Raw genomic sequence first — 13,233 nt, 5'->3', positions numbered from 1 at the left:
AACACTTGCCATGGCTCAAAACGCTTCTCGCCGTCAGCTCCTCAAAACATTTGGTCTGGCTGCCGGTGCTTTTGTATTTGATTGGAAAGCATTTGCTGCAGAACACAATTTACCGCAAGACCTTGACCACAACCCTTTACACAAACCCTTGGCCAAGCCTGTTACGGCAATCACTTTGGGTGCAGGCAACAGAGGAAATGTGTATGGTAATTTTGCTGTAGCCAATGGAGATCAGTTAGATATTATCGGCGTTGCAGAACCCATTGCCATCCGTAATGAACGCTATGCGCAGAAACACAATATTGCGAAGGAAAACCGCTTCACTACATGGGAGCAGGTGTTTGAAAGACCCAAGTTTGCTGATGCCATCATTATTACTACGCCGGATGATTTGCATTATGGCCCTTGTATGAAAGCATTGGCCATGGGTTATGATGTGTTGCTGGAAAAACCCATTGCCCCAACAGAAAAAGAATGCAGAGATATTCTTGCATTAGCTAAGAAAACCAATCGTATCGTAGCAGTTTGCCATGTGTTACGCTATGCACCCTATTTCCAGGAACTGAAAGCTCTGATGGATAGCGGTAAGCTGGGCCGCATCATGAGCGTACAACATTTGGAGCCGATTGGTCATGTACACATGAGTCATTCTTATGTACGCGGCAATTGGCACAACAGTAAAAAAACAACACCAATCATTCTAGCCAAGAGTTGTCATGACTTGGATATTCTTCGTTGGATGATTGGCAAACAAACCCAGCAGATACAAGCATTTGGTAACCTGAATTGGTTCAAGAAAGAAAATGCGCCTAAAGGCAGCACAGCAAGATGCATCGATGGTTGTGCTGTAGAAGCGAGCTGTCCTTACTCCGCATTGAAAATTTATCAGCGCAATCGCTCCTGGTTACATGTGTTTGATTTACCGGAAGACAAAACACAGTGGACAGAGGCCATCAATAAAGCATTGCGTGAAACCAATTATGGCAGGTGCGTGTACCAAATGGATAACGATCAACCAGATCATTACACTACCAATATTCGCTTCGCCGATGATATTACAGCCTCCTTCTCCATGGAAGCATGCACATCTTATGAAGGCCGCAGAACCCGTGTAATGGGTAGCTTGGGCGATGTGGTGGGTGATATGAATAGCTTTACTTATACCGATTTTGCAACAGGCAAGACCACACAATGGGAATCCAAAACAGATGGACATGGTGGTGGCGACTGGCGACTGGCCAAAGACTGGGTACAAGCGGTGGCACAACAAAATCCTTCACTGCTCAGCTCAACCATTGACGCATCTATTGAAAGTCATGTAATGGGCTTTGCAGCAGAAAAGAGTCGATTGAACAGTACTGTAGAAAAGATTCAATTATAAAAAGAAACACCGGCTAAGCCGGTGTTCTTGTATACGCACCTTTCGGTGGTGAAGGCATGCGTTTACAAAGCACTGATCTATTAAGCAAGATCCTTTGCATCATTAGTTTCCTTGTTTTGAAAATAAAGTAGTCCTGTAATCAAGAAAGCGCTTAAATAATCCACTTTGCTCTGAAAAAAAGGCAGATCGAACTGTTCTGATAACTCTCGAAGAACAGACATAAAACCGACACCTGCAAAGAAATAAATCAATACTTGTTTCATATGGTTTTTATTTTTTTCCAAAAAAGTGCTTAATACCACTCCAATCCAAAGCATTGTCTCCACCAGCAGCAATCCTTTGTCTTTCAGTATTACCACCTTCAATGACAGCCTTTCCCCATCCATAAATATATCCAGCTGCATCTACTTGTGCTAAATTTAATCGCCTAGCCCAAAGGCCAACTCCCTCCCAAAAGCCTTCTTTACTCAAACTATTCGTAGAGCTTACCCCCTCAGATAGGTTAGAACCCCAAAACTCAAATGAACTCTTTAAAACTGACAAGTAACCGCTTATTAAATACCCTGTACCTGGCTGCCAGTACATTGAATTCTTCTGAGCAATAATTGCATCGATTGAATTATTAATCTGTGATACAATTGCTTCTTCAGGTTGATTAGGGTCTATATTATCAAAAATTGCAAAAGCCTGATTTAGAATTTGAGTCTCTTGGTTAGTTAAAAATCCCTGATTATTGGTTTGATTTACAAGATTTTTACATTCAAACTCAATAGCATCCATAGGACTAGATACTGTGTTTAACTGATTTACAAGCCAATGCCCTCCTGCAGTATTTACTCCTTGGTAAGATGAAGAAAACTCAATTGAGTAATAATTAGACGTTGCTTGAGTAGAGTATATGCAAAAGTCCTCTACCCCAAAAACTTCACTATTTACTGAATGTTGGCTGCTATTACCACCGGCTGGAATACTCAGTGACCTTCTTCTTACATTGTTAATCATATCGGCAAGTATTTTATTATGCATGATACCTACCTCATTAGCCATCTTGGCCAACTCGATGTGTTCGACAGCAGATATTTTTTGATTATCAATTGATTTCTTTTGACAAGACACAGCCAAAAAGATGATGAAAGCTAATAATGACTTTTTCATTTTATTACTTTTCCCTACTTTTTTACCGGTTTCGGAATTAGCCGTAGCCCGACAAGCGCATAGCGCCTGACTTTATCATCAGATCAGGCCAAACCTGCTTCCAAAAGGGGCTTAATTGATTTCAGTGGGGATGTAAACTTTGCCGGTTGGCAACATCATGATGTATGGCAAATAAAAATAACTTGGCAAGAAATGCAAAAAAATAAGTTGCCGAATTAATACTTTCAGGAATATGCTTCAACTATAGGTTGAGGGGGCGATGGTGCAATCAAGTATTCGCGAGATTATCGTTGGTGTATCCTTTCAAATCTTATGTGTTATAATTCTACCACCGCAATCATACTAATCTCCACGTTCACATTACGGGGTAGGGTTTTTACTGCTACGGTTTCACGTGCAGGATAATCGCCATTAAAGTACTGACCGTACACTTCATTTACCTGTGCAAACAGACCCATATCGCTCAGGAAAATACTCGTCTTCACCACATGTTCAAATGTGAGCTTGGCTTCAGATAAAACAGCCTGCAGGTTTTTCATTACCTGATGGGTTTCTTCCTGAATGCTGCCCATTTTCAGTTCGCCGCTGGCAGGATCAAAAGCCACCTGACCACTGATGAATAACATACCATTGGCTTTTACTGCCTGACTATACGGACCAATTGGCGCAGGCGCCTGTGCGGTTTGAATGATTTGTTTGGACATGCTGCTGAATTGAAGCAGCAAATTGCAGCAATTCCATGATTCAACCAATACATTTGCAGCAGAATCAGCAATATGGTTATTCAGGTAAGAGCAAATACCCTACAGCAGGAGGCCTGGCAAAGCAAAGTCTTTGCAGGCGAACACAGCAGCGCTTTTGTACCACAATGCATGGGTGGTGATATTTGTTTCGATCTCTTGTATGAAGATGCCCCCTTAGCATTACCAACCAATACACCCGTATTTGTGCATGCACCTCTCACTAGTCTGGATGCATTACCAATCAATTGTCATCGCATCATTGCATGGCCGGGTTTTTTAGAACGACCAGTTATGGAAATAGCTTTTTCAACTGATGCGGCCGAAGCTGAAAAAGCGCAGCAAGCCCTGAACCAACTGGGCATTGCTTTTGCATCAGTTCCAGACCAAGCGGGATTGATTGCAGCCAGGGTAATTGCAATGATCATCAACGAAGCCTATTATGCATTAGGTGATGCAATAAGCACCCCAGCAGAGATTGATACAGCCATGAAGCTTGGCACCAATTATCCATACGGCCCATTTGAATGGGGCGAGAAAATTGGTTTATTGAATGTGTATCAATTATTGGCGCAATTAGCCGAAAGCAATATTCGCTACACAGCAGCACCAGCATTGAAACAAGCATTATTACCCCAATTCTAATGGCTACCCTACTGCATATTGATACAGCCACTGAATTTGCTGTTGTGGGTTTCAGCAAGGATGGTAAGCTCTTGGGGCAAAAAAAGAATGCCGAGCAACAACAACACGCATCATTTTTGCAGCCAAGTATTCAAAGCCTCTCTAATGAGTTAGACTTATCACTACACGAAATTGATGCAGTGGTAGTGAGTAATGGCCCGGGAAGTTACACTGGTTTACGTGTGGGGCTTGCATCTGCCAAAGGCATTTGTTTTGCGTTAGCAAAACCATTAATTACGCTGAACACCTTGCAGGTAATGGCACATGCTTCGCGAAAAGTATTTCCTGAAGCCGGTTGCTTTTGTCCCATGATTGATGCCAGGAGAATGGAAGTATTTACGGGTGTATATGATCAGCAACTGAATACTGTTTTGCCCGTTCAAGCGATGATTTTAGAAGCGAACAGCTTCACAGATATTCTAAACGAACAAGTGGTAGTTTTTACCGGTCCCGGGCAGGAAAAATTCGGACAAATCTGCAAGCATCAGAATGCCCGCTTCGCTGCTTTAGAACACGATGTTACAGACATACTGCCGCTTGCGGAGCAAGCATTTGTAAATCAACAGTTTGCGGATTTAGCTTACGCTGAACCCTTTTACAGCAAAGCTTTTTACACTACACAGCAGAAAAAATAATCAGCACGCTCATCAATTTTTAACGGTCAATACATAATAAATATGTCTAATTTTATAGCACCAAGCTATAATGCCCGGTTTACCCCCTAAATTATCCGAGGTATGACACAGTCCATGTTATCGGTTTCTTTGTTGAACGGAAAAGCTCCGATTAAGATAGATTTCTTACACACCAAGAAAGCTGCATTGATTCTTAGAGCAATCAACCATAAACTGAGACAGCAAATGTTGAAGTTGATTGATGAGCACAAGAAGATGACAGTGACTGAAATTTACATCAAACTCAGACTTGAGCAATCTGTTGCATCACAACACCTCGCCATTTTGAGAAGAGCAGGTATTGTTGCCACACAGCGAGAAGGAAAATTCATCTATTATGCGGTGAATTACAACAGGCTGACAGAAGTGATCCGCTTTGTAGAAGAATTGGTTGGCTAATTGTCGAATTCAGCAAAATAAGCCTGACATACTAACCGACAGACCGTTTCGGCCTGATCCTTGCCAGTATATTTGTAAAAACAAGTTCCATGTATATAGAACAACTCTACACAGGTTGTATTAGTGAAGCTGCATACTATATCGAAAGTGATGGTGTAGCAGCAGTAATTGACCCCCTTCGCGATATTGATGCTTATCTGGAACTCGCATCCAAAAGAAACGCCCGTATCCAATATATTTTTGAAACGCACTTCCATGCAGACTTTGTGAGTGGGCATTTAGACCTCGCGGCTGCAACAGGGGGCACTATTGTATACGGACCAAACACTGTTACAGAATTTCCTGTACACGTAGCCAAGGATGGCGAAAGTTTTCAAATAGGTAAACTCCGCATAGACGTGCTGCATACACCCGGCCATACTTTAGAAAGTTCTTGCTATCTGTTGCATGACGAAGCAGGTAAAGCACACGCCATCTTCACTGGCGACACATTGTTTGTAGGCGATGTTGGTCGACCAGATTTAGCGCAAAAAGGTGCTGAGCTAACAATGGAAGACCTTGCAGGCATGTTGTATGAAAGCTTGCAGCAAAAAATCATGCCGCTGGCTGATGATGTCATACTTTATCCTGCACATGGCGCAGGCAGTAGCTGTGGTAAGAATCTCGGCCCTGAAACATACAGTACCATCGGTGCGCAGAAGCAAAGCAATTATGCATTGCAACCACAGAGTAAGGAAGATTTTATCAAGGCTGTAACAGAAGGTTTAGCGGCTCCACCGCAATACTTCCCCATCAATGCAGCTATCAATAAACAAGGCTATAGCAGTTTGAACAGTGTGCTGGAAAAAGGTTTACAAGCTTTGGATATTCCGGGATTTAAGCTTGCAGCGAAACAAAGCAATACCTTCATTCTAGATACCAGACATGCAACTGCGTTTACACAAGGCTTTATTCCAGGTAGTATCAGCATTGGTTTGGAGGGTCGCTTTGCAGAATGGGCAGGCAGCTTACTGCCATTCGATCAAAACATCATCTTAGTAACAGAACCCGGTAAAGAGAAAGAAAGCATTATTCGCTTGGCTCGCGTGGGTTTTGAAAAAATCATCGGCTATCTTGATGGTGGTTATGAAGCATGGGTAAATGCTGGTGAGCGAATTGATATGATTGTAGATGTTGAAGCAGATGAGTTGGCGATGGACCTGCCATTCGATGAAAACCTAGTAGTGGTAGATGTTAGAAAGGAAACCGAATTTGGCAATGGCCATGTGAAAGATGCGGTCAATATTCCATTGAATGAAATGATGGACCCGGGCAGTATGGCCAATCTGGAAGAGCACCAAAATATTTATGTACACTGTGCGGGTGGCTATCGTTCTGTAATAGCAGCTTCACTCATCAAGCGTCAGGGTATTCATAACCTGCGTAATGTATTGGGTGGATGGAATAAGATCAAAGAACAAGGCGATAAAATTCCTACAGAAACTTCTGCTGAAGTACTCAACTAAATGAATCGCCCCTGCAGTATTGCGGGGGCGATTCATTTTAATCAACAACTAAATGTTGGTATTTCTCTTCATCGTATGGAAATTTCCATCTGCGGTGACTCCATAAATAATTATCCGGACGTTTTCTAATACAGTCTTCTGTAAAATTGATCAGCGACTTCGTAATATATCCATCAGGCGTTTCGCGTGGCTCCATCGTGAGTAAGCTCAAATCAATTTGATAATACCCACGCTTAATTTTATAAATATCCGCCATTACTATAGCCGTATCCATATTCTTGGCACCCTTTTCCGGCCCTTTTACAAATGGTGTCATACGACCGAAGAACTTTGTCCAGAAAGCATTCATCGGGCTGCCCGGACTTTGATCAGCTACCAAACCCAATGAATATTGTCCACGTGCATACTGATGAAACTGCGTTCTGAATTCAGTAGCCGGAATCAACACTGTTCCGAACTTACTGCGCAAATCCCACATGATGCGGCTGAATGCTTTGCTGCTGATAGGTGTGAAAACGCCCAACCAACGATAAGGCGTATTGGCAGCAATACCAAGGTTTAAAAACTCCCAATTGAAGAAATGCGCTGAATGAATCTGGATACTCTTACCACTGGCATAAACCTGATCCAATACATCCCGATTAATGCGTAATCTTTTTCGAAATGCTTGCTCAGAAATAGATACCAGTTTGATGGTTTCAATAAATGTGTCAACAAAATTTCTATAGAAAGCTTTTGCAATAGCAGTTCGCTCAGCTAGTGATTTTTCCGGAAATGCCACAGCGATATTATCAAATACCACTTTCTTGCGATAACCAATTACATAATAGATCAGAAGATAAATACCATCGCTTAACAGATACAGCACCCGCCAAGGCAGTAAGGACAAAAGATAGAAAAGAGAATAAATCAGGTAATACATGCAATGTCTTAAGGGGTAAAGATAATCAACCTGCACACTACAGAATGATGTTCTGCAGCAAAGCGGTTTTACCGGGATAATCGGTATTATAATGCAGACCTCTGCTTTCCTTGCGGAACTGTGCACCTTTTACAATGAGATAACCAACAGAAATCAGGTTACGCAACTCACACAATTGTGGCGACACCTTGGTAGAACGATACAATTGCTCTGTTTCTGCAAACAAGAGATCCAAACGCTTCATGGCCCTGTCCAAACGCACATCAGTTCTTACGATACCTACATAATCACTCATGATCTGCTGTAGTTCTTTTAAACTCTGCGTAATGAGGATCATTTCTTTTGGATCAGATGTACCCTTGGCATCCCAATCTGGAATCTCATTGGCAGGAGGCATAGCGATATTTTCTTCCGCTGCACAAACCACATCCAAATAAGCGCGATGCGCAAAAACCATGGCTTCTAACAAAGAATTACTTGCCAAACGATTGGCCCCATGCAAACCTGTGCTAGCACATTCGCCACAAGCATACAATCTGCGAATAGAGCTTCTACCCCACTCATCAGTTTTGATACCACCACAACTATAATGCGCTGCAGGCGCAACCGGAATCATGTGCTTGGTAACATCAATGCCAATGCTGAGGCATTTCTCATAAATATTCGGGAAGTGATGAATGAACGCATCCTTATCCATGTGTCGGCAGTCCAGATACACATGCTCTGTACCGGCGCGCTTCATTTCATTATCGATGGCACGTGCAACAATATCACGAGGTGCCAAATCTTTTCTTGCATCATAGCGCTCCATGAAGGCTTCGCCATCTTTGTTACGCAGAATACCACCATCACCTCTCACTGCTTCAGTGATTAAGAAAGAAGGTGACTGTCCCGGCTCATACAAAGCCGTAGGGTGAAACTGAATAAACTCCATGTTTTCAATTCTGCCCTTAGCACGGTAGACCATCGCAATACCATCACCCGTTGCAATGCGCGGATTGGTGGTGGTTCTGTACGCTTGTCCGCAACCACCTGTTGCCAACAAGGTGAATGCAGCCGTAATCTTTTCTATCTGATTCGTTTGCAGATTCAACACATAGACACCATAGCAAGTAATATCATTGGTGGATTTGGTAACCAGAAAACCCAAGTGGTGTTGGGTAATGATATCAATTACAAAGCAGTGATGGATGAAGCGAATATTTTTTTGCAGCTGGGCCTGCTCCAATAAAGCACGCTCCATTTCTTTACCGGTAACATCTTTGTGGTGCAGGATGCGATGCGCACTATGTCCGCCCTCTTTACCCAAAGCATAATCACCATCAGCATCTTTATCAAACTGTGCACCGTATTCAATCAGTTCGCGAATGCGCTCAGGACCTTCTTTCACCACTAGTTCAACAATGGCTGTATTGCACAAGCCATCGCCTGCGGTTAAAGTATCATCAATATGTTTTTGAAAACTATCGTTGGCTGCATCCCATACACCTGCAATACCACCCTGTGCGTATTTGGTATTGGTTTCATCCGCAATGGTCTTGGTAATAACAGTGATTTCTTTATCAGGAAATCGCTGTGCCATTTTCAGGGCATAGGTAAGTCCTGCAATACCAGAACCGATGACTAAGAAATCCGTTTGCATACGCATTTATTCAATTAGGCAGGTTCTACCCAGGCGCCGTTGTCTTTCAGCAGCTGGATTAATTCATCCACAGCCACCTCACTATCTACACTGCGCTTCACCACTTCCTTGCCTTTGTATAAAGTAATCTTACCAACGCCACTGCCTACATAACCAAAGTCGGCATCCGCCATTTCACCAGGTCCATTCACGATACAACCCATGATGGCAATTTTAACGCCCTTGAGGTGATTGGTGACTGCGCGAATCTTAGCAGTAGTCTCCTGCAAATCAAACAAGGTTCTGCCGCAGGATGGGCAGGAAATATATTCAGTCTTGGAAATTCTTGTTCTGGTTGCCTGCAGAATACCGAAAGCCGTTGTATTAATAAACGCTTCTGGTGTTTGATTCTGCACATAGTTTCTGCCAGATGCATTCAGCTCAGTTGCTGCAGTGTAAGACTCTTTTGTCATACCAAAACAAACACCATCACCAAATCCATCCAGCAATAATGCCCCTGCTTCAGTTGCATAATGAATCAAATGCTCATCAGCCGTGCGCCAGTTACTATCATTCACAAAAACCACCGGATTGCCAATCTTTCTCGCAGTTAGTTCTACCATCATTCTGCGAATAGCAGGCATGGCATGTGCATTCTTGCTGCTCAGACAAAGTACAACTGTTTCATTGAGTCTGCCAGCATCTTGCAACACATCCAAATCTGTAAAATCATTCACATTTGTCTCATCACTAAAACAATCCACCATCACAAAATTGATGCGCTCACTAATCTGCTCCGCTTCAGCAAAGCCCTTTGCATCAAAAATGGGGAAGCAAGATGTTTTATCTGTTGCTGCTTCCCAATGATTGGGCCATGTGATAATCTTCAGCGTGCCTGGCAATGCAAAATCAGGCAAGGCTTTGCCGGTAAACACATAATCTGCAGCAGCATCATTGATGCTCCATTTATCGGTAGCTGCATCATACTGATAGCCGACAGATTGCAAATCTTGTGGCTCCAGATTGTCAATACGACTCATATCTGCCACCACCACAGGCACTTGCGTGCCACCAATATTTTCAATCGAAATACTTTGTCTGCGTTTGTATTGAAAAGGTGAATAATTCAGGTGCTCAATGGCAGGTATTGCTAGATGCTCGCTGCGTGTATTGTAACGCTTCACGAGATCGCGGCAGACAGGAATTTCAAACTCAGGATCTTCTGTTAATGACACGCGAACTGTATCGCCAATACCATCTTCTAATAAAGTGCCAATACCTGCAGCACTTTTGATACGGCCATCTTCTCCATCACCAGCTTCAGTAACACCGAGGTGTAAAGGATAGCACTCACCAAATTCCTGATCCATGGTTTGAATCAGCAAACGGTAGGCCTGCACCATCACCTGCGGATTGGATGCTTTCATGCTCAACACAATATTGTGAAAGCTTTCTGCACGTGCAATACGCAAAAATTCCATGGCACTTTCTACCATACCCATGGGTGTATCGCCATAACGACTCATGATACGATCACTAAGTGATCCATGGTTGGTGCCAATGCGCATGGCAGTACCATACTCTTTACAAATCTTCACCAACGGAGTGAAACGCTCCACAATGCGTTCAATCTCTTCCTGATATTCCGCATCAGTATAATCAATGGTTTCAAATTTCTTTTTATCAACGTAATTGCCCGGGTTCACACGCACTTTCTCGACAATACGTGCGGCAATCTCAGCAGCATTGGGCGTGAAATGGATATCAGCCACCAGCGGCGTGCTGTACCCACGCTTGCGCAATTCGTCTTTAATGTTTTGCAGGTTCTCTGCCTCTTTTTTGGAAGGTGCTGTAATACGCACTAGCTCAGCACCTGCTTCAATACAACGAATGGTTTGCTCCACAGTAGCCATGGTATCCATGGTATCGGTGGTGGTCATGGTTTGCACACGTATGGGGTGACCATTACCCAGTAACAAATCACCAATCTTCACCTCACGGGTGATCAATCTTTTGTATTGCGTCAGTGAATGACAATAAGCCTGCATAATCAGATTCTATTATCTACAGCCAAACAGCTGTAGGTGAGGATTGTTTGTTAGCGTTTGCCTTCCAGAAAACCCAGCTGCTTCAGGATATCCATGAGTATTTGCTTGCGCACAGTTTGCATATCCGTTCCAGCCTTGGCTTCTACCAGCAACACAAAAAAATAAGGATGCTTGTTCTCTTCTATCCAACCCAGTATCCAGCCTTTCTGTTGATCAGTTCCGGGATTCGCCCAACCTGTTTTGTAAGCGAGTTTGTAATTTGAATTCGCCTCCTGCAACATTACGTTACGCACAATTTCCTGTGTACGCTTTTGGAAAGGCAGTTCACCGAAATACAATCGTTTAACCAAACCCAGTTGTTCATCAGGGCGCACTTTCAGGCTGCCATCCAACCAAAACTGATCAATCTCTTTACCAATCACATGATTGCCATATTTCAAACTATCCAACCAACGCTGCATAGTATCTCTACCAATACGACGAGCTACTTCCTGATAATAAGTCACAGCAGAAGCTTTGAACGCTTCTTCCATGGTGAGGTCTTTGTTCCATGCATGCATGGTATCGCCGGCAGGACCAGTTCTCACTACACCATCCCAGCGAATCACCATTTTTTCGTTTTCAATCACGCCTGTTTCCAGACCAATGAGAGAATTCACGATTTTGAAAGTAGAAGCCGGTGTATAAGCAGAGTCTTTGTACTTGGGCAATGCGTAGATAGTGAACTGACCCAAGCTATTATCGAACATAGCGAATGTGCCTGTTACGTTTTGCTTATCAAAATGTGTTTTGAGGCTATCGTCTACTGTCACATTATTGGGACTACAAGTTGAAAACGTCAACGCCAATCCCAATAACCATCCTGCTGTCTGCTTAGTCCAATTCATACAATCAATTATTTAATAACGCCCAGTTGTTTACCTACTTTGGTGAATGCCGCAATGGCTTTGTCCAGATGCGCCTGCTCATGTGCTGCACTCAGCTGCACACGAATACGTGCTTGCCCTTTGGGCACCACAGGGAAGAAGAAACCAATCACATACACACCTTCTTCCAGTAACGCAGCTGCAAATTGCTGTGCAATAACTGCATCATAGAGCATGATGGGCACGATTGGATGCTCGCCCGGCTTGATATCAAAGCCTGCTTCCGTCATCTTAGTGCGGAAGTATTTGGTATTGAATTCCAGTTTATCGCGCAGTGCCGTTGTTTCAGTCAGCATATCCAATACAGCAATAGAAGCCCCTACAATACTAGGTGCAACTGTATTAGAAAAGAGATACGGACGTGAACGCTGGCGCAACATTTCAATGATTTCTTTTCTGCCGGATGTGAAACCACCTGATGCACCACCCAAGGCCTTACCTAATGTACCTGTGATGATATCAATTCTACCCATCACACCACGGTGCTCATGTGTACCGCGACCAGTCTTGCCCAAAAAGCCGGATGAATGACATTCATCAATCATCACAATAGCGTTGTATTTATCGGCGAGGTCACATATTTTATCCAATTGTGCGATGGTACCATCCATACTGAATGAACCATCTGTAACGATGATGCGACTTCTGCAGCCTGCACTTTCTTTCAGTTTGGCTTCCAAATCTTCCATATTGTTGTGCTCATAACGGAAACGCTGTGCTTTACACAAACGCACGCCATCAATGATAGAAGCATGGTTCAATGCATCAGAAATGATGGCATCTTCCTCATTGAACAGCGGTTCAAATACACCGCCATTGGCATCAAAAGCCGCAGCATATAAGATGGTATCTTCTGTACCCAGAAATTGGGCAATCTTTTGTTCGAGTTCTTTGTGAATATCCTGTGTGCCACAGATAAAACGCACACTGCTCATACCATAACCATGGGTATCAATGGCTTTGTGGGCAGCTTCAATCACCTTGGGGTGAGAAGATAAACCGAGATAATTGTTGGCACAAAAATTCAGTACCTGCTTACCGTTAACCGTGATTTCTGGTCCCTGCTCACTGGTAATGATGCGCTCTCTTTTCAGCAATCCGGCCGCTTCTATTTCCTTCAGTTCCGTTGCGATACGTGCCACAAATTGTTCGTTCATATTGCAAACTTTTGGCTGCAA

Annotated in this window: 13 protein-coding genes; 5 read left to right on the top strand and 8 right to left on the bottom strand. The window is 43.3% G+C overall.

Annotated elements, in window-relative coordinates; genetic code table 11:
- The first annotated feature begins 10 nt into the window (after positions 1 to 10).
- Positions 11 to 1,381, top strand: a complete 1,371-nt coding sequence (locus J0L83_12570) for a Gfo/Idh/MocA family oxidoreductase (protein ID MBN8665408.1) — start codon at positions 11 to 13, stop codon at positions 1,379 to 1,381.
- 80 nt (positions 1,382 to 1,461) lie between these two features.
- Here the strand turns inward: J0L83_12570 and J0L83_12565 are convergent, their stop codons facing one another.
- From J0L83_12565 to J0L83_12555, 3 genes are all read right to left on the bottom strand, one after another.
- The gene (locus J0L83_12565; protein MBN8665407.1) at positions 1,462 to 1,644 is read right to left on the bottom strand and encodes a hypothetical protein; all 183 of its coding nucleotides are present in this window, start codon (positions 1,642 to 1,644) and stop codon (positions 1,462 to 1,464) included.
- Positions 1,645 to 1,651: 7 nt separating this feature from the next.
- On the bottom strand, positions 1,652 to 2,536 hold the full coding sequence (locus tag J0L83_12560; protein MBN8665406.1) for a hypothetical protein: 885 nt from the start codon (positions 2,534 to 2,536) through the stop codon (positions 1,652 to 1,654).
- Between the two features lie 317 nt (positions 2,537 to 2,853).
- The gene (locus tag J0L83_12555; GenBank protein ID MBN8665405.1) at positions 2,854 to 3,240 is read right to left on the bottom strand and encodes a RidA family protein; all 387 of its coding nucleotides are present in this window, start codon (positions 3,238 to 3,240) and stop codon (positions 2,854 to 2,856) included.
- 72 nt (positions 3,241 to 3,312) lie between these two features.
- On the opposite strand from J0L83_12555, the gene J0L83_12550 reads away from it, so the two are divergent.
- The 4 genes from J0L83_12550 (at position 3,313) to J0L83_12535 (ending at position 6,538) form a co-directional block, all read left to right on the top strand.
- Positions 3,313 to 3,921 carry a hypothetical protein gene (locus J0L83_12550; GenBank protein ID MBN8665404.1) on the top strand — a complete coding sequence of 203 codons (609 nt, stop codon included), beginning with the start codon at positions 3,313 to 3,315 and terminating at the stop codon, positions 3,919 to 3,921.
- The gene (gene tsaB, locus J0L83_12545) at positions 3,921 to 4,595 is read left to right on the top strand and encodes a tRNA (adenosine(37)-N6)-threonylcarbamoyltransferase complex dimerization subunit type 1 TsaB (protein MBN8665403.1); all 675 of its coding nucleotides are present in this window, start codon (positions 3,921 to 3,923) and stop codon (positions 4,593 to 4,595) included. The genes J0L83_12550 and tsaB overlap by 1 nt, the downstream gene beginning before the upstream one ends.
- Positions 4,596 to 4,697: 102 nt before the next feature.
- The gene (locus J0L83_12540; protein ID MBN8665402.1) at positions 4,698 to 5,033 is read left to right on the top strand and encodes a helix-turn-helix transcriptional regulator; all 336 of its coding nucleotides are present in this window, start codon (positions 4,698 to 4,700) and stop codon (positions 5,031 to 5,033) included.
- Positions 5,034 to 5,122: 89 nt separating this feature from the next.
- On the top strand, positions 5,123 to 6,538 hold the full coding sequence (locus J0L83_12535) for an MBL fold metallo-hydrolase (GenBank protein ID MBN8665401.1): 1,416 nt from the start codon (positions 5,123 to 5,125) through the stop codon (positions 6,536 to 6,538).
- A 37-nt stretch (positions 6,539 to 6,575) separates the two neighbouring features.
- Here J0L83_12535 and J0L83_12530 read toward each other — a convergent pair whose 3' ends face one another.
- From J0L83_12530 to kbl, 5 genes are read right to left on the bottom strand one after another with little or no spacing between them, the layout of a single operon-like run.
- Positions 6,576 to 7,460, bottom strand: a complete 885-nt coding sequence (locus J0L83_12530; GenBank protein MBN8665400.1) for a lysophospholipid acyltransferase family protein — start codon at positions 7,458 to 7,460, stop codon at positions 6,576 to 6,578.
- Between the two features lie 37 nt (positions 7,461 to 7,497).
- The gene (gene nadB, locus J0L83_12525; protein ID MBN8665399.1) at positions 7,498 to 9,102 is read right to left on the bottom strand and encodes an L-aspartate oxidase; all 1,605 of its coding nucleotides are present in this window, start codon (positions 9,100 to 9,102) and stop codon (positions 7,498 to 7,500) included.
- 14 nt (positions 9,103 to 9,116) lie between these two features.
- Positions 9,117 to 11,129: a (E)-4-hydroxy-3-methylbut-2-enyl-diphosphate synthase gene (gene ispG / locus J0L83_12520; protein ID MBN8665398.1), complete on the bottom strand. Its 2,013-nt coding sequence runs from the start codon at positions 11,127 to 11,129 to the stop codon at positions 9,117 to 9,119.
- Between the two features lie 50 nt (positions 11,130 to 11,179).
- The gene (locus J0L83_12515; GenBank protein MBN8665397.1) at positions 11,180 to 12,016 is read right to left on the bottom strand and encodes a class D beta-lactamase; all 837 of its coding nucleotides are present in this window, start codon (positions 12,014 to 12,016) and stop codon (positions 11,180 to 11,182) included.
- Positions 12,017 to 12,024: 8 nt separating this feature from the next.
- Entirely contained in the window at positions 12,025 to 13,212 is a 1,188-nt protein-coding gene (kbl, locus tag J0L83_12510) for a glycine C-acetyltransferase (GenBank protein MBN8665396.1), read from the bottom strand.
- Between the last annotated feature and the right edge of the window lie 21 nt (positions 13,213 to 13,233).

It is taken from the genome of Chitinophagales bacterium, from assembly GCA_017303835.1.
Taxonomy (GTDB): Bacteria; Bacteroidota; Bacteroidia; order Chitinophagales; family Chitinophagaceae; genus JAFLBI01.
This window is presented reverse-complemented; position numbering and strand designations above follow the sequence as displayed.